We start from the raw sequence: 21,448 nt of genomic DNA, 5'->3' as shown, positions 1-21,448 counted from the left end.
TCATGAGTTACGAGCGCCATTTTACGCAAATTGAATCGGCCCAAAATGAACGGCTGAAAGCTGCCGTCAAACTGCTTTCATCTAACCATGGGTTGCGCAACAGCGGCCTGGCTGCAGCCGAGGGTTTGCACCTTGCTGAAACGTTGCTGCACCTGCCAGGTGTGCACATTGAATCGGTCTGGATTCCTCAAAGTTTGTTGAACAAGCCTGAATGGTTGACCATGTCGGCCCTGAGCGATGTGCTTGAGAACGGTGAGGTGCGCTGTTTGGTGCTTAGCGACGCACTTTATTCAAAACTCAGCAAACTGAGCACTCCCACCGGGCCGATGATCTTTTTCAAACCGGTGAATGCCAGCGCAGCCATTGATTTAAATCAGGATATTGTCTTACTGGACGGCATCCAAGATCCAGGCAATGTGGGCACCCTGTTGCGCAATTGTGCAGCGGCTGGGGTTCAGCAAGTGGCATTGAGCGACCACAGCGCCTGGGTGTGGAGTGACAAGGTGCTGCGTGCAGGTATGGGCGCTCAGTTTGGCTTGCAGCTGTACGCTGAAGAAGACTTGCTGAAAGCGCTTTCATCGGCTAAATCAAAAATACCGGTGCGCGTGACCAGCCTGCATCCCAAAAGCGTTGACCTGTTCAACGCCAACTTAAAAACTGCGGGTGTGTGGGTATTCGGCAGCGAAGGGCAAGGCGTAAGCCAAGCCTGGCTGGACCGCGCCAGTGAACACATTCGAATTCCGCAAAGCAAAACCATTGAAAGCCTGAATGTAGGCAGCAGCAGCGCAGTGTGTTTATTTGAACAATTCAGGCAAAGGCGGTAAAATCAAATACACTGTATACTTAAACAGTGGTATCTGGATTTCGCTGTATGCACTTGCACCTTGTTTGGTTGAAAAAAGACCTGCGCCTTAGCGACCATGCTCCCTGGCATGCGGCAATTGCAGCCGCCAGGGAAAGCAAAGGTTGCGTGGCGGCCTTGTACTGCCTTGAACCCAAACTGATCAAGCAGCCCGACAGTGCCCCCCAGCATTTTGAATTTGCCCGTGAATGTTTACAGGAATTGGCGGAGCAATTGCCCGAGCATGTGCCCTTGCTATTGGCCAAAGCCAATGCGCCAGTTTCCTTGCAAACAATGGCCTTGTGTTGCCAACAACTCAGCATTTACAGCCACGAGGAAACTGGCAACTGGGCCAGCTTTGCGCGTGACAAGGAAGTGAAAGCCTTGTGTGCAAACCATGCCGTGCCCTGGTTTGAGTTCCCCAACAATGCGGTGGTGCGCAAACTTGAAAATCGCGATGAATGGGGCAAGCTTTGGCTTGAAACCATGCGCAAACCAGTACTTCCTGCGCCAGAGTTTTCAGAATTACCTCAGACCACTTGGTTTGATTTCCCGCAGAACTTGCAGCAGCAACTAGAAGCCAATGGTTTGCCCTGTGTGCAATTGAACTGTTCACTTTGGCCGCAATGGGCTCAATATGTGCATTTTTACCCCAAACATTTAACGGACAAAACCCTGCGTCAGCGGGGTGGCAGGCAACAGGCACAACGCTGTTTGAGTGAGTTTTTGAGCGAACGCGGCATGAATTACCGCTTTGAAATGTCCAGCCCATTGAGCGCTGAATCAGCCTGCTCACGCCTGTCGCCTTACCTTGCTTTTGGTGTAATTTCCATTCGGGAAGTGCTGGAGGTGTTGGGCCAGGCGCGTCAGCAACTGGCAGAAAGCGATTTACCACCCAAAGCACAAACACAGTGGAAGCAATCCCTGAAGTCGTTCGAGAGCCGTTTGCATTGGCATTGCCACTTCATTCAAAAACTGGAAAGCGAACCCGAGCTTGAATTTCGATCAGCTCACCGTGGGTTGAATGCCATGCGCAATTTCTCCGAGCTTAGCCCGGAGGAAAATCAAAAAGCACTGGCGTGGATAGAAGGGCGTACCGGTTTTCCAATGGTGGATGCCTGCATGCGAATGTTGCGCGCCACGGGTTGGGTTAACTTCCGCATGCGTGCCATGCTTGTGGCATTTGCGTCTTACCAACTCTGGCTGGATTGGCGACACACGGCGCCCATGTTGGCGCGTGAATTTCTCGACTACGAGCCTGGCATTCACTACCCGCAATTTCAAATGCAGTCGGGCGTCACAGGCATCAACACCTTGCGCATTTACAACCCGGTGAAACAAGCCAAAGATCACGATCCCAATGGGGTGTTCATCAGGCGCTGGATACCAGAGCTGAAAAACATCCCTAATCCATGGATAGGGGAGCCCTGGAATACACCTCAACTCATTCAGCAAGAGTGCGGATGCGTGATAGGGGTGGACTACCCTTGGCCGGTAGTGGACCCTGACACAGCCATTTCGAAAGCGCGTTCCAACATTACGGAGTTCAGACACCGAAAGGGTTTTGTTGAAGAATCAAAGCGTGTGTATGAAAAACACGGCTCAAGAAACCCAAACCGCAATGGCAATAACCGCGGCAGCCCACGACCGCGCAACAACAAACGACCCGACGAGCCGGAGATAGAAACCGATTCTCAGCAAAGTTTGTTTTAATCCCGCTTGATCAAGGCACAAGCCTAGTAAATTGGGGAACCCAAATTCAATTGCTGCAGTATCGTAGTTGAAATTTCTTCAATGGACTTGCTGGTCGAGCTAAGCCAACTGATTCCCTCCCGACGCATCATGAACTCTGCCGCCTTGATCTCTTGCCTGCAATTTTCAAGTGAGGCGTATTTGCTGCCCGGGCGGCGTTCGTTGCGTATTTCGCTCAAGCGTTCTGGTGATATTGAAAGTCCAAAAATCTTGTCCTTGAACGGGGGTAGGGCCGCGGGCAATTCTCCACGCTCGAAGTCCTCTGGAATCAAGGGGTAATTGGCTGCCTTGATACCGTATTGCATGGCCAGGTAAAGGCTTGTTGGGGTTTTACCCGAGCGGGAAACACCCACCAAAATAACATCGGCTGCCTGTAGGTCTTTGTGAGTTTGACCATCGTCATGCGCCAGTGTGTAGTTAATCGCTTCAATGCGGTTTTTGTACTGCTCGTTGTCCGCAATGGTGTGCGACCTGCCAATGCGATGTGTGCTTTTGATGTCCAGTTCTTTTTCCAAGGGTTCCACAAAGGTGAGGAACAAATCCATGAACACACCATCGGCCTGCTTCACGACGTCGTTGATGACAGTGTTCACCAGGGTGCTGAACACAATCGGTTTCTGGCCATCGTATTTCGCAATGTCATTGATCTTTTGTCGGGCTGAAATTGCCTTCACTTCTGAATCAATAAAGGGGATGCGAATTTGTTTGAAACGTATGCCTTCAAATTGGGACAACACCGAGTGGCCGAGGGTTTCCGCCGTAATGCCTGTGCCGTCTGACACAAAAACCACGGTGCGTTCCTGGCTTACATTTTCTGACATGAATCAATCCTGTGTGTATCGGTGGCAAAAGGTCGGGTTACAGTTACAATCATAAAAAGAAATCAGGGGAAATAGTCGATGCGCGTGCACCCAAATCGCCGCATTCACTATTTCTTTTGAACTACAAGGTGAATCAATGTCAACAAATCAAGGAGTTAGCCCAACAGCTCTTGTTGCGCCATTCGAGAAGCTTCGAATGGAAGATGTAGAAACTGTCGGTGGTAAAAACTCGTCTTTGGGTGAAATGATCTCCCAATTGGCCGAAACTGGTGTGCGAGTGCCTGGCGGCTTTGCCACAACAGCACATGCCTTCCGTGAATTCCTGAAAGCCAACAATCTGGTTGAGCGTATCAACGCCAAGCTCGATGCCCTGAATGTGGACGATGTTCGCGCACTGACCCAAGCCGGTGCCGAAATTCGCCAGTGGGTAATTGATGCGCCACTGCCTGCCGATCTGGAAAAAGAAATTCGCGATTCTTACACCACCATGATGGCCCAAAGTGGTGGCGATATTTCAGTGGCGGTTCGCTCCTCAGCCACCGCAGAAGACTTGCCAGACGCTTCCTTTGCAGGGCAGCAAGAATCTTTCCTGAACGTGAGCGGCATTGATGATGTGCTTGAGAAAATCAAGGAAGTGTTCGCATCGCTGTACAACGATCGCGCCATTTCTTACCGCGTACACAAGGGATTTGCGCACGCGGACGTGGCTTTGAGCGCGGGCGTGCAGCGTATGGTTCGCTCTGACAAAGCGGCTTCTGGTGTCATGTTTACCATGGACACTGAAAGTGGATTTGATCAAGTGGTGTTCATCACTTCCAGCTACGGATTGGGTGAAACCGTAGTGCAAGGCGCAGTGAACCCCGATGAGTTCTACGTATTCAAGCCCACATTGGCTGCGGGAAAGTACCCCATCATTCGCCGTCAAATTGGATCCAAATTGATCAAGATGGAATTTGATGCGCTGAAGGAAAGCGGGAAAAGCGTGCGCACCGTCGATGTACCCGCCGAGCAGCGCAACCGCTATTCATTGAACGACGAGGATGTGATCGAACTGGCAAAGTACGCCATGATTATCGAGAAGCATTATGGCCGCCCTATGGACATTGAGTGGGGCAAAGACGGTATTGATGGCAAGCTGTATATTTTGCAAGCCCGCCCCGAAACCGTGAACTCGCAAAAAGACAACGACGTGCAGTTGCGTTACAAGCTTAAGGGCAATTCGGCGATTCTGAGTTCAGGCCGAGCCATCGGCCAGAAAATTGGTGCAGGTTCCGTTCGAGTGATCAACGATTCCTCTGAGATGGACCGTGTACAGGCCGGCGATATCTTGGTGACCGACATGACCGACCCCAATTGGGAACCGGTGATGAAGCGGGCAGCAGCCATTGTCACCAACCGTGGTGGCCGTACCTGCCACGCCGCGATCATTGCCCGCGAACTGGGCATTCCCGCTGTGGTGGGTTGTGGCGATGCCACTGAAAAACTGAAAGAAGGCATGCTGGTTACAGTAAGCTGTTCGGAAGGCGATACAGGCTACATCTACGATGGCTTGCTGGAAACAGAAGTCAGCGAAGTCAAGCGCGGCGCCTTGCCTGAAATTCCCGTGAAAATCATGATGAACGTGGGCAACCCTCAATTGGCCTTTGAGTTTTGCCAATTGCCCAACAAGGGCGTTGGCTTGGCACGCCTGGAATTCATTATCAACAATGCAATCGGCATTCACCCGAAAGCCATTCTTGATTATCCGAACGTGGATGCCGATTTGAAGAAAGCGGTGGAAAGTGTGGCGCGTGGCCATGCAAGCCCGGTCGCATTTTTTGTGGACAAATTGGCTGAGGGAGTGGCTACAATCGCGGCTGCTTTCTACCCAAAGCCGGTTATTGTTCGCATGTCCGATTTCAAGTCCAATGAATACCGCAAGCTGATCGGTGGCAGCCGCTACGAACCCGAAGAAGAAAACCCGATGCTCGGTTTCCGCGGCGCGGCCCGATACATCTCCGAGGAATTTGCGGAGTGTTTCGAGATGGAATGTTTGGCCTTGAAACGTGTTCGCGAGCAAATGGGCCTGGACAATGTTCAAATCATGATTCCGTTTGTACGCACATTGAACCAGGCAGCCAAAGTAGTTGACTTGCTGGGCCGCAACGGTTTAAAGCGTGGCGAAAATGGCCTGAAAGTGGTGATGATGTGCGAAGTGCCTTCCAATGCCGTGTTGGCAGATCAGTTCCTGGAGTACTTTGATGGCTTCTCGATTGGCTCCAACGACCTGACCCAGCTTACCTTGGGCCTGGACCGGGATTCAGGGCTGGATATTTTGGCCGCTGATTTCGACGAACGCGACCCTGCCGTGCGTGCCCTGTTGAGCAAAGCCATTGAGGCCTGTAAAGCCAAAGGAAAATACGTGGGAATTTGCGGGCAAGGGCCTTCAGACCACCCCGACTTTGCCTTGTGGCTGGCTGGTGAAGGAATTGAATCCATTTCGCTGAATCCTGACACGGTGATTGACACCTGGCAGAAACTGGCCGACAGGTTCAACAAAAAGTAAAAAGGAGTCACACCATTGAGCAATTTGTCACTGTGGTTGGTATTGGCGGGTATCTTGTTGATTGCCGAAATGACCACGGGTACGTTTTACCTGCTCATGGTGTCCCTGGGGGCGGCCATCGGTGCATTGATGGCCTACCTCGGTTACGGTCTTGAAATTCAAATTGGCGCAGCAGCCGTGTTTGCAGTGGCTGGCAGCCTTCTTCTTCGCAACCGTTCGGTCAAACGAAGCAACACAGACAAACAACACGATGTGCTCGACATTGGCAACAAACTTGAAATTCCAAGCTGGAATGCGGGTGGGCGCGCCAATGTGCAATACCGTGGAGCCACTTGGGCAGCGGAGAGCACCGACAGCACGCCTGTAACGGGCCTGCATCAAATTGTCGATGTGCAGGGCAATGTCCTGAAAGTCAAAAGCGTATCGACACACGCATAATCGGCGTGGCCTTGTTCCAAGGTTAGCCAATCAAAGGAGAAAATTCATGGAAGTTTCAATTGTCATATTGATTCTGGCGATTGTGTTTGTCAGCCAGGCGCTGCGCATAGTGCCGCAGCAAAGTGCATGGGTGGTAGAGCGTTTGGGAAAATACGACCGCACCTTGCAGGCTGGCTTGAATTTTCTTGTGCCCTTCATTGAGCGGGTTTCGTACAAGCACTCCCTGAAAGAAATTCCCTTGGATGTACCCAGCCAGGTGTGTATTACCAAGGATAACACCCAACTTCAGGTTGATGGCATTTTGTATTTTCAGGTGACTGACGCGATGCGGGCCAGCTACGGTTCAAGCGACTACATCAGCGCCATTACCCAACTTGCGCAAACCACCTTGCGATCGATTATTGGCCGCATGGAGCTCGACAAAACTTTTGAAGAGCGCGACATGATCAACGCGGCGATTGTAAATGCTTTGGATGAGGCAGCCCTGAACTGGGGTGTTAAGGTATTACGATATGAAATCAAAGACTTGACTCCACCTCGTGAGATTTTACTTTCAATGCAGGCGCAAATTACAGCCGAACGGGAAAAGCGCGCCCTGATTGCTGCGTCAGAGGGGCGCAAACAAGAGCAAATCAACATTGCCAATGGTGAACGGGAATCTGCAATTGCCCGCTCCGAGGGTGACCGGATTGCCGCCATCAACCGCGCCCAGGGTGAAGCCGGTGCAATTAGGGAAATTGCCGAAGCCACCGCCGACGCCTTGCGAAAAGTAGCCGCCGCGGTGGCTGAGCCAGGAGGAATGGAGGCAGTGAACCTGAAAGTGGCCGAACAATACATTGAAGCATTTTCAGGCGTTGCCAAGGCTGGCAATACCCTGATATTGCCTGGGGACCTGTCCAACATGGGTTCCATGGTAGCGGCAGCGATGCAGGTGGTGAAGCAGGGCAAATAATTCCCCTTACAGCGAGTTCAGGTACGGTGAATCTTCATCAACCGTTCCTGCTCTCGCTTCCAGTCCTTGTCCTTCAGGGTATCCCGTTTGTCATGCTGCTTTTTACCCTTGGCAAGGGCCATGTCTACTTTCACCCGGCCATTTTTGAAATGCAGGTTCAGCGGCACCAGTGAATAACCTTTTTGTTCTACTTTACCAATCAAGCGGTTAATTTCTTTTTTGTGCATCAACAACTTGCGTGTGCGGGTGTTCACCGGGTTGACATGGGTAGATGCACTGGTCAGTGGCGAAATATGGCAGTTCAGCAGCCACAGTTCGCCGTTGCGAACCACGATGTGGCTTTCCTTGATTTGAACACGACCATCGCGAATGGATTTGACTTCCCAGCCTTCCAACACAATACCCGCCTCGTACTTCTCTTCAATGAAGTAATCAAAACCCGCTTTTTTGTTGTCAATAATGCTCATGAATTCGGTGAAAACGTCCTTTGGGTGCGGCGTAGCGTGAAAAACGCTAAAATAGAGAGTTTAATCCTTTCTCCGAGCGGGAAACAAACCCTTCAGCATTCATGGCCATTGTAGAAAAGTCCGTGTTGGTTCATTTTTCCACGCAACAAATGTTCGATTTGGTGCGGGCGGTGGCCGATTATCCCCAGTTTTTGCCGTGGTGCGGTGCCGGAAGTGTTGAGCCTGTTGGCGCCAACATTGAAAAAGCGACCGTAGAAATTGCGTTCAAGGGTGTCAAACAAAGCTTTTGCACAATGAACAAACTGACACCACACGAGGAAATCCACATGACCTTGGTGGAAGGTCCGTTTACCCATCTTGAGGGCACCTGGCATTTCATTGAACTGACGCCCGAAGCCTGTAAGGTTCATTTCAAACTGGCCTACGAGTTTTCAAGCAAGGTACTGGAGCAATTGGTGGGGCCGGTGTTCACCAGCCTTGCCAACAGTTTCGTGGATTCCTTCATTAAACGTGCAGAGTCGTTACACAGCACCGGGGCAGGGCAGTGATGCTTGTTCACTGGCTTGAACTTGGCCCAGCCGACGGCGGTGTGCTTGTATCAATGCCCAAGCCATTGAATGTGCCCGAAAAAACCACGGTGGAGCAGGCACTTCAGGCCATTGGCTTGAGCAGTGAACGCATTGCATTGTTACTCAAGGAACGCGCAGTGGCGGTGTATGGCCTTTACGCCACCGAGGGCATGCTGCTTCACCCGGGCGATCGCATTGAAATTCTGGATGGGCTTAGCTTCGACCCAATGGAAAGTCGCCGCAGGCGTGCCCAACACAAGGTGCTGACAAAACGCCAGAAAGAATTGGCGAAATACGAGCGGCGAAGCCGCAAGCAATCAAAAACCGTCCCTTAAAACTTAAATTCCCCGGTTTTTCTGTTTGTAAACCAAAACAGGCATGCTGGGTATCCTTTATAATTCGCTTTTGCGCAAGGAGAAATTGCATGCGTGTCACGCAGAAAGCGTTAACGTTTGATGATGTATTGCTGGTTCCTGCGTTCTCAGACGTTCTTCCCAAAGACACATCCCTGTCTACCCAACTGACCCGAAACATCAGCCTGAACATTCCTCTGGTGTCTGCCGCCATGGACACGGTGACTGAAGCCAGGTTGGCCATTGCCATGGCACAGGAAGGTGGTATCGGTATTGTTCACAAGAACCTGACAGCAACGCAGCAAGCGGCCGAGGTGGCCAAAGTAAAACGCCATGAGTCTGGCGTGCTTCGCGACCCGATCACGATCGAGCCTGAACTCACCGTTCGCCAGGTCATTGCTCTTACACAGCAACACAAAATTTCGGGCCTGCCTGTTGTCAAGAATGGCAAGGTGGTTGGCATTGTCACGAACCGCGACCTGCGTTTCGAAACCAAACTGGACCAGCCTGTTTCCAACGTCATGACCCCACGAGAGCGTTTGGTCACCGTATCCGAAGACGACAGCCTGGAGCAGGCCAAAGCCTTGATGCACAAGCACCGCCTGGAGCGCGTGTTGGTGATGGGTGCAGACAACGCGCTGAAAGGCTTGATTACTGTTAAGGACATCCAAAAAGCCACGGAACACCCGTGGGCCAGCAAAGACATTCACGGGAAATTGCGCGTAGGTGCAGCCGTGGGCGTGGGCGATGGCACTGAAGAACGTGTTGAAAAGCTGGTGGCTGCTGGCGTGGACGTAATCGTTGTTGATACAGCCCACGGCCACAGCAAAGGCGTGTTGGACCGCGTACGCTGGGTAAAGCAAAACTACCCACAGGTGGATGTAATTGGCGGCAACATTGCCACGGCCAGCGCTGCGTTGGCCTTGATGGAGCATGGCGCAGACGGCGTGAAAGTGGGTATTGGTCCAGGTTCAATTTGTACCACGCGTATTGTGGCTGGCGTGGGTGTTCCCCAAATCAGCGCAATTGCCAATGTGGCCAAGGCCCTGAAGGGCACTGGTGTGCCTGTGATTGCAGATGGTGGCATTCGTTATTCCGGTGACATTTCCAAGGCTCTGGCAGCCGGTGCAAGCGCCGCCATGATGGGCGGCATGTTTGCCGGCACTGAAGAAGCGCCAGGTGAAGTCGTTTTGTTCCAGGGCCGCAGCTACAAGGCTTACCGCGGTATGGGCTCCTTGGGCGCCATGACACAGGGGTCTGCGGACCGCTACTTCCAGGACCCGGCCAACAATGCCGACAAACTGGTACCCGAGGGTATTGAAGGCCGGGTGCCCTACAAAGGCTCCGTGCTGTCCATCATTTTCCAGTTGGTAGGCGGTGTCCGTTCTTCCATGGGTTATGTCGGCTGCCGTTCAATTTCTGAAATGCACGAAAAAGCAGAGTTCGTTGAAATTTCATCTGCGGGCATTCGGGAATCACATGTACACGATGTTCAAATTACCAAAGAAGCACCGAACTACCATGTCGATTGACAAGGCCTGAATACAGCGAAGCCGCCATGCAAAAACCTGACATTCCACACAACGAAGAAGAAAGAACACGGGCAATCCAGAATTTGGGAATGATTTATTCCCCCTCCGAGGCCCGGTTTGATCGAATCACGCGTTTGGTTTGTCGGCACTTTGACATTGATACGGCGCTGGTCACCATTGTTTACAAAGAAATTCAATGGTTCAAATCGCTTCAAGGCCTGAATGCCTGCTCCACAGACAGAGAGGTGTCTTTCTGTGGACATGCCATTCTCAGTGATGAACCTTTGATTGTTGAAAATGCGCTGCTGGACCCCCGATTCATGGACAACCCTTTGGTTGTCGACGGACCAAGAATACGGTTTTATGCAGGTCAGCCCGTTCGGGATGCATTCGGTATCACGATCGGTACGCTTTGCGTGATCGACAGCGTTCCCCGCGCATTCTCCCAGGAAGACAGGCAGGATCTACGAGATTTCGCGCGCCTGGTTGAAGTAGAGCTGGCCAAGCCGATAGAGGACAATGTCGTGAGCCGGTTTGTGCGTTCTTTGAACGAAAATCAAAGGTCTTTGCTGATTGATCCAATCGTCGGCTCTTGGAACAGACGCGGATTTGAAGCACTGCTGGACAAAGAACTCGAATATGCCTTGCACAAGGGAGAAGACCTTTCCCTGCTGCATGTGAAACTCAGCTCATTTGATTTGATTTTGAACAGGTTTGGTCACGATCGCATTGTTGATTTCACCAAGTTCACTGCGTCCATTATTCGAGACATGTTGCCCAATGGCTCAAGTGTTGGATCCCTAGGGGCAGATGCCTTCGTGGCTGTGTGTTCGGGCATGACCAATTCGGAGGTGGCACGTTTGCTGGAACAGCTGAAAGCCCGTTTTGGTGAAACCACGCTCGAAACCCATGGCGTGAAAGCTCTGGTTGATGTGGACATCAACTTTCTCAGCCTGTCAGGCGACGAACTTCAATGCACGGCAGTGCAAGCAGTGGATCGCCTGTTAAGTCTTAGTTAAGCATCGGCCAAGCCCTGCGCAACATTGCCTTGGGCCAATTACCTTTAATACATTCAAAGAACGCTTCATGAATCATCAGAAAATTTTGGTACTCGACTTCGGGTCACAGGTCACACAACTCATTGCCCGACGCGTACGTGAGTGCGGCGTTTTCTGCGAAATTTTGCCCTGCGACGTAGACCCGGAACGCATCAAGGAATACGGGGCATCTGGCATTGTTTTGTCGGGTAGCCACCAGTCTGCTTATGAAGAAAGCACCGACAGGGCGCCCGAGTTGGTGTTTAATCTTGGCGTACCAGTGCTGGGCATTTGCTACGGCATGCAAACCATGGCCATGCAACTTGGCGGCAAAGTCGAAGCGGGTACGGTTCGGGAATTTGGTCATGCCCAAATTCGGGCCCATGGCCACACAAAACTGTTTGATGGCATTCAAGACGAAACCAACGAACATGGCCATGGCCTGTTGAATGTTTGGATGAGCCACGGTGACAAGGTGACCGAGCTTCCACCCAACTTCAAGTTGATGGCTTCTACACCCTCGTGCCCAATTGCCGGCATGGCCGATGAAGCACGCGGTTTCTATGCCGTGCAATTTCACCCTGAGGTAACGCACACCAAAAAAGGCAAGGAAATACTGGCACGCTTTGTACGCGACATTTGCGGTTGCAAAGGTGACTGGTCCATGCCAAGTTTTGTGGATGAAGCGGTTGAAAGAATTCGTGCCCAGGTCGGCACTGATGAAGTTATTTTGGGCCTTTCGGGTGGCGTTGATTCTTCCGTGGCAGCTGCATTGATTCACAAGGCAATTGGTGATCAGCTTACCTGCGTGTTTGTGGACCATGGCTTGCTTCGTTTCAAAGAAGGCGAGCAGGTTATGGAAACATTCGCCAAACATTTGGGTGTGCGTGTTGTGCATGTGAACGCCACAGAAGAATTCATGGGGCAGCTGAAAGGCGTCACCGACCCCGAGGCCAAACGCAAAATTATTGGTAAAGCATTCGTGGATGTATTCCAGCGCGAGGCTGGCATGCGTGCCAACGCCAAGTGGCTTGCACAGGGCACTATTTACCCCGACGTGATTGAATCAGCTGGCGCAAAAACAGGCAAAGCCACCAGCATCAAAAGCCACCACAACGTGGGCGGCTTGCCCGATACGCTGAACCTGAAATTGCTGGAGCCCCTGCGTGATTTGTTCAAGGACGAAGTGCGTAAACTTGGCGTTGAACTTGGCCTTGACCCTGAAATGGTTTACCGCCACCCATTCCCCGGGCCGGGCTTGGGTGTTCGAATTCTTGGCGAGGTGAAAGCCGAGTATGCTGAAATTTTGCAGCGTGCCGATGCCGTATTCATCGAAGAATTGCGCAACACCAAAGCCACAGCCAAAGACGCAGCGGCCGAGCTTTGCACCGAGGAACAAATTGGAAAAAGCTGGTACGACCTCACCAGCCAGGCTTTTGCAGTGTTCTTGCCAGTGAAATCGGTGGGTGTGATGGGCGATGGCCGCACCTACGAATATGTGGTGGCCATTCGCGCCGTACAAACTCAAGACTTCATGACAGCACACTGGGCACACCTGCCTTATTCATTGTTGGGCCGTATCTCCAATCGTATTATTAACGAGGTAAAAGGTGTGAACCGGGTGGTGTACGATGTATCGGGCAAGCCGCCTGCGACCATTGAGTGGGAATAAGCCGATAAAGCAAATCCCGTCACTTACCCCAGCCTTACAGAAGAGCCCGCAAATGCGGGCTTTTTTGCATTCAGGGGGTGAGGTTTGCCCTAATTCCCGAATGAAAACACACATGCCACCATCATTGGCGATATCTAACTATCGGCGCAGCCCGGCACCGATGGGTACAACGACAATGACAACATGGAGAACCCATGGCAGAAGTAGTGTTGGAGACAAGGGCGTTGACCAAGGAATTCAAGGGATTCACTGCGGTCAGCGATGTGAATTTAAAAGTACAGCGGGGCCATATCCACGCGTTGATCGGCCCCAACGGCGCAGGTAAAACTACCTGTTTCAATTTGTTGACGAAATTTTTAACGCCCACATCGGGCCAAATTTTGTTCAACGGCAAAGACATCACCAGTGCAAAGCCAGCCCAAATCGCAAGGCAGGGCATTATCCGGTCGTTTCAAATTTCTGCGGTGTTTCCACACCTCACAGTGCTTGAAAATGTGCGCATCGGCTTGCAACGCCCATTGGGTAATTCGTTTCATTTCTGGAAAAGTGAGAAAAAACTTTCGGTGCTGAATGACAAGGCCATGGCTTTGCTTGCGCTGGTTGACCTGGAAAGCTTTGCAGACACCCTGACCGTAGATTTGCCTTACGGCAGAAAACGTGCACTTGAAATTGCAACCACATTGGGCATGGAACCTGAATTGATGCTGCTGGATGAGCCAACCCAGGGCATGGGCCACGAAGACGTGGACCGCGTTACCCAATTAATCAAGAAGGTTTCCGCTGGCCGAACCATTTTGATGGTTGAACACAATATGAATGTGGTGGCGGGTATCAGCGACCGCATCTCGGTGCTACAACGCGGCGCAGTGCTGGCCGAAGGAAGCTACGACGAGGTTTCGCGCAACCCCGAGGTGATGGAGGCCTACATGGGCTCCACCACTGGAGTTCTGGAGGGTGCGCACTGATGAGTAATGCATCGACAAGCACTGCGCTTGAAATCGCCGGGCTTAACGCTTGGTATGGCGAATCACACATTTTGCACAACCTGAACCTGACTGTTAAAACCGGTGAGGTGGTAACACTTCTGGGGCGAAATGGCGCAGGGCGCACCAGCACCCTGCGTGCCATCATGGGTTTGACTGGTTCAAGAAAAGGGTCAATCAAAATCAATGGCACCGAGGCGATTCAGATGCCCACCCACAAAATTGCCCACTTGGGTGTGGGTTACTGCCCGGAAGAACGGGGCATATTCTCTTCCCTGTCTGCCGAAGAAAACCTGATGCTGCCACCCTTTGTTTCAAAAACCGACAAAGGCATGAGCGTGGCAGAAATTTACGAGATGTTCCCCAACCTGGCCGAACGCAAAAAAAGCCAGGGCACGCGTTTGTCAGGTGGTGAACAGCAAATGTTGGCCGTTGCGCGCATTCTGAGAACTGGCGCCAAACTCTTGCTGCTGGATGAAATTTCTGAGGGGCTTGCGCCTGTTATTGTTCAAGCCCTGGCCAAGATGATTACCACCCTGAAATCGAAGGGCTACACCATTGTGATGGTGGAACAGAATTTCCGTTTTGCAGCCCCACTGGCCGACCGGTTTTACGTGGTGGAACACGGCCAAATTGTGGAGGCTTTTGCTTCCTCGGAACTCGATGAAAAAATGCCCGTGCTGCATTCGCTGCTGGGCGTATAAAAAACCAACCTTTCAAGGGATTGGACTTAAACCAAAGGAGATGATGATGAAATTAGAACCAATCGCAACTGGACTGACCGCACTTTTTGCATTCGCTGCCGGCTCAGCACAGGCACAAATTTCCAACGACACCATCAAGATTGGTGTCATCACCGACATGTCTGGCCTGTATGCCGACATTGACGGGCCTGGTGGTGTCGAGGCTGTAAAAATGGCGATCGCTGATTTTGGCGGCACCTTGAACGGCAAGAAAATCGAACTGGTGTTTGCTGATCACCAAAACAAGGCTGACATTGCAGCCAGCAAGGCACGCGAGTGGTTTGACACTGAAGGTGTCGACATGCTGATTTCAGGTACCAACTCCGGCACGGCTTTGGCCATGGCCAAAGTAGCCGATGAAAAGAAAAAGCCTAACTTTGTAATTGGTGCTGGTACCGCCCGCATTACCAATGAAGAATGCAATCCTTACAGCATTCACTATGCCTATGACACGGTAGCAATGGCCAAAGGCACTGGTTCAGCTGTAACCAAGCAGGGCGGCAAAACATGGTATTTCCTGACCGCGGACTACGCCTTTGGCACCTCACTTGAAACCGATACCACCGCAGTGGTAAAGGCCAGTGGCGGCACTGTAAAGGGCGCCGTTCGTCACCCGTTGTCAGCATCTGACTTTTCCAGTTTCATGCTCCAAGCGCAAGCCTCGGGTGCACAAATTCTGGGCCTGGCCAACGCCGGTGGTGACACAGTCAACTCCATCAAGGCGGCCAATGAATTTGGAGTTACAGGCAGCATGAAGCTTGCCGGTTTGCTGATGTTCATCAACGATGTGCACGCATTGGGCTTGGGGCAGACCAAGGGCATGTACCTCACCGACAGCTGGTATTGGGATCAAAACGACGAAACCCGCAAGTGGTCCAAACGCTTCTTCGACAAAATGAAGAAAATGCCCAGCAGCCTGCACGCAGCCGATTACTCGGCAACCCTGCAATACCTGAATGCTGTGAAAGCTGCGGGTACGGATGATGGTGCCAAAGTGATGGAAGCCCTGCGCAAGCAGAAGGTGAACGACATGTACGCCAAAAACGGCTACTACCGTGCCGACGGCAGCATGATTCACGACATGTTCCTGATGCAGGTGAAAGACCCCAAAGAATCCAAAAAACCTTGGGATTACCTGAAAGTTGTACAGGCCATTCCAGGCGAGCAGGCTTTCACCACCAAAGCTGAGACCAAGTGCGCTTTGTGGAAGTAATTCAGTAAAACCACAATAAGACCAATGCCCCTGAGGTTTAAGCACCCAGGGGCTTTGCGGGACACGTACTCATGGAAATTTTTGGAATTCCCTTGCAGGCCTTTTTGGGGCAGTTACTGCTTGGCCTGGTGAATGGCTCGTTTTACGCCATGTTGTCACTGGGTTTGGCTGTTATTTTTGGCTTGCTCAATGTGATCAACTTTGCCCACGGCGCGCTGTACATGATGGGCGCGTTTTTCGCCTGGATGGGCATGGCCTATTTCAACCTGAATTATTGGGTGATGCTGCTGCTTGCCCCCTTGTTGGTGGGCGCCTTCGGGATACTGATTGAAAAAACAATGTTGCGCTGGCTTTACAAGCTTGACCACTTGTATGGCTTGTTGCTGACCTTCGGCATTACCTTGATGCTGGAGGGAATTTTCCGCTCGATTTATGGTGTTTCCGGTCAACCCTATTCAGTGCCAGAAGCCTTGCAGGGTGCGACCAACCTGGGCTTCATGATTCTGCCCAACTACCGCGCCTGGGTCGTGGTGGCCTCGCTGGTGGTTTGTTTTGCCACCTGGATCATGATTGAAAAAACAAAGCTGGGAGCCTTGCTTCGTGCGGGTACTGAAAACCCGCGACTGGTGGAGGCCTTTGGCATCAACGTGCCCTTGATGGTGACGCTGACCTACGGCTTTGGTGTGGCACTTGCTGCATTCGCGGGTGTACTGGCTGCGCCGGTTATTCAAATTTCACCGTTGATGGGCTCTAACCTCATCATCACTGTGTTTGCGGTAGTGGTGATTGGTGGAATGGGATCTATTCTGGGTTCAATCATTACCGGGCTCACCTTGGGCATTGTGGAAGGATTGACCCGTGTGTTTTATCCAGAATTGTCAGCCACAGTGGTGTTCATCATCATGGCGATTGTGCTCATGATTCGCCCGGCCGGTTTATTCGGCCGCGAGAAATAAAGGGTTTGACACGATGAACAAAAATACAATTATCGCCATTGCAGCAATCATTCTCGCCCTGGCGGCACCGTTTTTCATGTACCCAGTGCTGCTGATGAAACTGCTGTGTTTTGCGCTGTTTGCATGTGCATTCAACCTGTTGATTGGCTACACCGGTTTGCTTTCCTTCGGACATGCCGCTTTTCTGGATGGTGCGGGGTACATGGCCGGGTATGTTATACGAGACCTTGGTATGCCCTTTGAGCTTGGTTTGCTGGCGGGCGTGGCATTTGCAGCGCTTATTGGTTTAATCATGGGTGCTTTGGCCATACGACGGCAGGGCATTTACTTCACCATGATTACGCTGGCACTGGCACAAATGCTGTATTTCATCTTTTTACAAGCGCCATTTACTGGCGGTGAAGATGGTTTACAGGGCATACCGCGCGGCACCTTGTTCGGTGTTGTCGACCTTAGTAACGACTTGACACTTTACTTCGTGGTATTGGCCATTTGCATCGCAGGCTACGCCCTGATTGTTCGCACTGTGCATTCGCCCTTCGGGCAGGTTCTCAAGGCGATCAAGGAAAATGAACCACGCGCAATATCACTGGGTTATGACGTGGACAAATACAAGTTGCTGGTGTTTGTTTTGTCAGCTGCATTGTCGGGTTTGGCAGGTGCAACAAAAGCCTCGGTGCTTGGCTTTGAAACATTGACCGATGTGCACTGGACGATGTCTGGCCTGGTGGTGCTGATGACCTTGGTGGGTGGCTTGGGCACTCTTGCAGGCCCAATTGTGGGTGCCATCGTGATCATCGCCCTGGAAAACCGCATTGGTGAATTTGGCACCTGGATGGCGGTGACAACCGACATTGCCTGGTTCCGCTCACTGGGGGAGCAGGTCACAATTGTGACTGGCTTCATTTTCATTGTGGTTGTGCTGGCCTTCCGGCGCGGAATTGTTGGGGAAATTATTGCGTGGAACCAACGCAGATTGCTGAAGGCGGGTCAGTAAACTGAAGCTGCCCACAGACCAAGAACCCGGCCTGGTGCCGGGTTTTTTTATGTCAAACTGAGAACACTTTATTCGGCTTACTTTGAAAACCATGCAAACCAGCAAGCTGTCCGAGAAATTTTCGATACTGGCGCACCACGGCCAGCCCGAAGACATGCCATGGATGGAACTTGCGTTGCAGCAAGCAAGGCTTGCTGCACAGGCCGGCGAAGTGCCGATTGGCGCGGTCGTGGTAATCGATGGCAAAGCCATTGCCCACGCACACAATGCGCCCGTAACACTCAACGATGCCTGCGCTCATGCCGAGATTCAGGCGATTCGACATGCCTGCCAGGCAGTTGGCAATTACCGCTTGGGTGCACAGGCCACCCTGTACGTCACACTACAACCCTGCCTGATGTGCGTTGGTGCAATTTTGCATGCGCGCATAGGCCGCGTGGTGGTGGGTTGTGCACAATCACGCTACAACGGGGATTTAAAACAATCCTTGTCAGTGTTCGAGCAAGCGCAAGCATGGCACCCCTGTGTTTTTGAAACAGCTTGCATGGCACAGGAAAGCGAAGAATTGCTGGGTAATTTTTTTAAAGTGCGCCGCAAACAAAGAGAAGAAACCGTTGCTGATTTGGCCAGCCTGATGCACCTGCCCAATGCCAACAAACAAACAATTGACCAACTTGCGCAACTTGGCTTTCACACTCCGCAAGATTTTCTGCAAACCGGGCTAGAGCAGGCAAGCAAGATATTGGCTGAGCAAAGCCGCGTGTTGAAAACGGGGCAGCACACACAACAGGCCGCCATTCTGGCCAGTTTGTGCGATTATTTCAACGGAGAACCCGTGCGTTCCTGGAAACAGTACCTGTGACATTACCTTTAAACCGGAATTGAATTGAACACCAAACCGCCCATTGCAACGAATCAGGCACTGAATCAGCTAGTCATGTTTTCGCCCAGTGGCGCACTGGTTGATGAAACATTGCTTGACCGGGCCTGCTACCATTTGAGCAATCAACATGGCTTCAATGTGATTGAAATGCCTGAAGCACGCCTGCGCACACAACGCTTCGCAGGCGGTGAAGCCACGCGCATGGCCAGTATTGAAAATGCATTTGCCATGAATACGCCCAGCCTGCTGATGGCCACCCGCGGGGGTTACGGCCTAAGCCGCTTGCTGCCGCTGTTGAATTTTCCGGAACTTGCCGCATTGCAGAATGCGAATGCGCACCTGTTGTGCGGCCACAGCGACATTACCAGCCTGCAATTGGCATTGCTGAACGCGGGGGCACAACCTGCCACATTGTTGCACGGGCCCATGGCTTGTTTCGATTTTGGGGCAGAGCAGGGCGCAGACCCGCTCACCCTTGAACACTTTTTGCGTGCGGTAGAAAAACAGGCAGTACATATTGAATGGCCTGTTGAATGTGTCGGACTGAGCACAGAACAACAAACCATTGCAATTGAAGGCCCGGTGTGGGGTGGCAACCTCACCTTGCTGTGCAGCCTTTTAGGAACGCCTTGGTTGCCCAGTGTACCTGGCGGTATTTTGGTGCTTGAGGATGTGAACGAGCCCGCCTACAAAATTGAGCGCATGCTGCTGCAATTGCTACACGCTGGTGTGTTGGCCCAGCAAAAGGCAATTGTGTTGGGTAATTTTTGTGAACCCAAACCCGGCACACACGACAATGGTTACAGCCTGCGCAGCGCCGCTGAATTTGTTCAAGACCAACTTAAACACGTACCCGTGTTGCTGAATTTTCCATTTGGTCACTGCACTCCCAAGGCTTGCTGGTTTCAGGGCGGGCAGGGCACCTTGACCATTACCGGCGGGCACGGCGAATTCAACGCGCGCCTGGTTCAAACCCTTCGCTAGTCGCAACGCTCCGAGCCCGCATTAAGCTGGCATTAAGCACACCCCAAGCCCGGGCATGTATAATGCCCCCTTCGTTAAAAATCACTGAATTTTCCAATACTTATGCTCACCGCAGCCAATATCACCATGCAGTTCGGCGCCAAGCCGCTTTTTGAAAACATCAATGCCAAATTTGGCGATGGCAACCGCTATGGTTTGATTGGCGCCAACGGCTGCGGCAAATCCACTTTCATGAAAATTCTGGGTGGCGACCTGGAGCCCAGCAGCGGCACTGTGGTCATCGAGCCCAATGTGCGCTTGGGCAAGCTGAGCCAAGATCAATTTGCGTTTGAAGAACACCGCGTGCTGGATGTGGTCATGATGGGCCACAAGGAAATGTGGGCCGCGATGACAGAACGGGATGCCTTGTATGCCAACCCCGAAGCCACCGACGACGACTACATGCGCGCAGCCGACCTGGAAGCGGTGTATGCCGAATTCGGCGGCTACGAAGCCGAAGCCCGTGCGGGTGAGTTGCTGCTGGGTGCAGGTATTCCGCTTGAAAACCACAATGGCCCGATGAGTGAAATTGCCCCTGGCTGGAAGCTGCGGGTGCTACTGGCGCAAGCCCTGTTCTCAAAACCTGATGTGCTGTTGCTGGATGAACCCACCAACAACCTGGACATTAATACGATTGCCTGGCTTGAAAACGTACTGAACCAGTACGAGAGCACCATGATCATCATCAGCCATGACCGCCACTTTCTGAATGAAGTGTGCACCCACATGGCCGATCTGGATTACGGCACCTTGCAAGTGGTCCCTGGTAATTACGACGATTACATGCTGGCTGCAGCCCAGGCACGCGAACGCGCACAGGCCTCCAATGCACGTGCCAAAGAACGCATTTCAGATTTGCAAGACTTTGTACGCCGTTTTGCGGCCAACAAATCGAAGGCACGCCAGGCCACCTCGCGCCAAAAGCAGATCGAGAAAATCAAACAAGACACAGTCATCCTGAAACCCTCTTCACGCCAAAATCCGTTCATTCGATTCGAACAGAAAAAGAAGATGCACCGCTTGGCTGTGGAGTTGGACAACATTAGCTTGGCGTACGGCGACAACAAGGTGATCCGGGACTTCTCCATCATGGTGGAGGCAGGCGACAAAGTAGGTATTGTGGGCGCCAACGGCATGGGTAAAACCACACTACTGAAGCTGCTGGCCAAGGCTTTGGAACCCACTTATGGCGAAGTGAAGTGGTCTGAGAATGCAGACCTGGGTTATATGGCACAAGACGTAAGCGACGAATTCAATGTGCCTTTGAATTTGCGTGAATGGACCGAGCGCTTTTCTCAGGAAGGCGACGACGATCAGGCCATTCGCGGTATTTTGGGGCGTTTGCTGTTCTCGAATGATGAAATTTCCAAGCAGGTAAAGGTATGTTCCGGTGGTGAGAAAAACCGACTGGTGTTTGGTCGCCTGATGCTGGGGCGTCACAATGTGTTGCTGCTGGACGAGCCAACAAACCACCTGGACATGGAATCGATCGAGTCGCTTCAATATGCACTGGAGAAATATGAAGGCACAGTGCTTGTGGTGTCGCATGACCGCCAGTTTGTTTCTGGCATTGCCACGCGAATTTTTGAAATGCGTGAAGACGGCATTACCGATTACCGCGGCACCTACGAAGAATACCGCGAGAGTTTGGGGCTGAATTGACAAAGGATT

Annotated in this window: 20 protein-coding genes; 18 read left to right on the top strand and 2 right to left on the bottom strand. The window is 52.0% G+C overall.

Translation table 11 applies throughout. From position 1 onward, the window contains the following. Positions 1-2 precede the first annotated feature (2 nt). Complete coding sequence (locus HKT17_RS07775; protein ID WP_105029110.1) at positions 3-824, top strand: TrmH family RNA methyltransferase; 822 nt, start codon at positions 3-5, stop codon at positions 822-824. Between the two features lie 47 nt (positions 825-871). Further along, complete coding sequence (locus HKT17_RS07770; protein ID WP_205882384.1) at positions 872-2,554, top strand: cryptochrome/deoxyribodipyrimidine photo-lyase family protein; 1,683 nt, start codon at positions 872-874, stop codon at positions 2,552-2,554. A 23-nt stretch (positions 2,555-2,577) separates the two neighbouring features. On the opposite strand, the gene ppsR is transcribed toward HKT17_RS07770, so the two are convergent. Next, positions 2,578-3,414, bottom strand: a complete 837-nt coding sequence (ppsR, locus tag HKT17_RS07765) for a posphoenolpyruvate synthetase regulatory kinase/phosphorylase PpsR (RefSeq protein ID WP_171099090.1) — start codon at positions 3,412-3,414, stop codon at positions 2,578-2,580. Positions 3,415-3,550: 136 nt separating this feature from the next. On the opposite strand from ppsR, the gene ppsA reads away from it, so the two are divergent. The 3 genes from ppsA to HKT17_RS07750 are packed head-to-tail and all read left to right on the top strand — an operon-like array spanning position 3,551 to position 7,349. Then, the gene (gene ppsA / locus HKT17_RS07760) at positions 3,551-5,959 is read left to right on the top strand and encodes a phosphoenolpyruvate synthase (RefSeq protein ID WP_105029109.1); all 2,409 of its coding nucleotides are present in this window, start codon (positions 3,551-3,553) and stop codon (positions 5,957-5,959) included. Between the two features lie 15 nt (positions 5,960-5,974). After that, positions 5,975-6,397, top strand: coding sequence for an NfeD family protein (locus HKT17_RS07755; RefSeq protein WP_171099088.1), 423 nt, complete (start codon positions 5,975-5,977; stop codon positions 6,395-6,397). Positions 6,398-6,443: 46 nt separating this feature from the next. Beyond that, entirely contained in the window at positions 6,444-7,349 is a 906-nt protein-coding gene (locus HKT17_RS07750) for an SPFH domain-containing protein (protein WP_105029107.1), read from the top strand. Positions 7,350-7,366: 17 nt separating this feature from the next. On the opposite strand, the gene smpB is transcribed toward HKT17_RS07750, so the two are convergent. After that, complete coding sequence (gene smpB / locus HKT17_RS07745; RefSeq protein WP_105029104.1) at positions 7,367-7,816, bottom strand: SsrA-binding protein SmpB; 450 nt, start codon at positions 7,814-7,816, stop codon at positions 7,367-7,369. Between the two features lie 101 nt (positions 7,817-7,917). Between smpB and HKT17_RS07740 the strand changes: the two genes are divergently transcribed. The 13 genes from HKT17_RS07740 to HKT17_RS07680 all read left to right on the top strand — a co-directional run bounded on the left by HKT17_RS07740 (position 7,918) and on the right by HKT17_RS07680 (position 21,439). Beyond that, a complete protein-coding gene (locus HKT17_RS07740) occupies positions 7,918-8,364 on the top strand; it encodes a type II toxin-antitoxin system RatA family toxin (RefSeq protein WP_105029103.1) in 447 nt (148 codons plus the stop codon). Beyond that, the gene (locus tag HKT17_RS07735) at positions 8,364-8,720 is read left to right on the top strand and encodes an RnfH family protein (RefSeq protein WP_205882382.1); all 357 of its coding nucleotides are present in this window, start codon (positions 8,364-8,366) and stop codon (positions 8,718-8,720) included. The genes HKT17_RS07740 and HKT17_RS07735 overlap by 1 nt, the downstream gene beginning before the upstream one ends. Before the next feature lie 89 nt (positions 8,721-8,809). After that, positions 8,810-10,270, top strand: coding sequence for an IMP dehydrogenase (gene guaB / locus HKT17_RS07730; RefSeq protein WP_171099086.1), 1,461 nt, complete (start codon positions 8,810-8,812; stop codon positions 10,268-10,270). A gap of 26 nt (positions 10,271-10,296) precedes the next feature. Beyond that, on the top strand, positions 10,297-11,289 hold the full coding sequence (locus tag HKT17_RS07725) for a sensor domain-containing diguanylate cyclase (RefSeq protein WP_171099084.1): 993 nt from the start codon (positions 10,297-10,299) through the stop codon (positions 11,287-11,289). Between the two features lie 67 nt (positions 11,290-11,356). Continuing rightward, positions 11,357-12,979 (top strand): glutamine-hydrolyzing GMP synthase, encoded by a 1,623-nt coding sequence (gene guaA, locus HKT17_RS07720; RefSeq protein WP_171099082.1) that lies wholly within the window; start codon positions 11,357-11,359, stop codon positions 12,977-12,979. A gap of 194 nt (positions 12,980-13,173) precedes the next feature. Then, on the top strand, positions 13,174-13,944 hold the full coding sequence (locus tag HKT17_RS07715; protein WP_105029100.1) for an ABC transporter ATP-binding protein: 771 nt from the start codon (positions 13,174-13,176) through the stop codon (positions 13,942-13,944). Then, positions 13,944-14,666: an ABC transporter ATP-binding protein gene (locus tag HKT17_RS07710; protein ID WP_171099080.1), complete on the top strand. Its 723-nt coding sequence runs from the start codon at positions 13,944-13,946 to the stop codon at positions 14,664-14,666. The genes HKT17_RS07715 and HKT17_RS07710 overlap by 1 nt, the downstream gene beginning before the upstream one ends. A 46-nt stretch (positions 14,667-14,712) precedes the next feature. After that, a complete protein-coding gene (locus HKT17_RS07705) occupies positions 14,713-15,918 on the top strand; it encodes an ABC transporter substrate-binding protein (RefSeq protein WP_171099078.1) in 1,206 nt (401 codons plus the stop codon). A 71-nt stretch (positions 15,919-15,989) separates the two neighbouring features. Next, positions 15,990-16,874 (top strand): branched-chain amino acid ABC transporter permease, encoded by an 885-nt coding sequence (locus tag HKT17_RS07700; RefSeq protein ID WP_008249371.1) that lies wholly within the window; start codon positions 15,990-15,992, stop codon positions 16,872-16,874. A gap of 13 nt (positions 16,875-16,887) precedes the next feature. After that, positions 16,888-17,871, top strand: a complete 984-nt coding sequence (locus tag HKT17_RS07695) for a branched-chain amino acid ABC transporter permease (RefSeq protein WP_171099076.1) — start codon at positions 16,888-16,890, stop codon at positions 17,869-17,871. 91 nt (positions 17,872-17,962) lie between these two features. Continuing rightward, on the top strand, positions 17,963-18,733 hold the full coding sequence (locus HKT17_RS07690) for a nucleoside deaminase (RefSeq protein WP_240965934.1): 771 nt from the start codon (positions 17,963-17,965) through the stop codon (positions 18,731-18,733). 24 nt (positions 18,734-18,757) lie between these two features. After that, a complete protein-coding gene (locus tag HKT17_RS07685) occupies positions 18,758-19,738 on the top strand; it encodes an LD-carboxypeptidase (RefSeq protein WP_171099074.1) in 981 nt (326 codons plus the stop codon). 102 nt (positions 19,739-19,840) lie between these two features. Then, the gene (locus HKT17_RS07680) at positions 19,841-21,439 is read left to right on the top strand and encodes an ABC-F family ATPase (protein ID WP_171099071.1); all 1,599 of its coding nucleotides are present in this window, start codon (positions 19,841-19,843) and stop codon (positions 21,437-21,439) included. Positions 21,440-21,448: the final 9 nt, after the last annotated feature.

The sequence above is a fragment of the Limnobacter sp. SAORIC-580 genome, assembly GCF_013004065.1.
Taxonomy (GTDB): domain Bacteria; phylum Pseudomonadota; class Gammaproteobacteria; order Burkholderiales; family Burkholderiaceae_B; genus Limnobacter; species Limnobacter profundi.
Note: the sequence above shows the minus strand (reverse complement) of the source record. Positions and strands in the feature narration are given on the sequence as shown.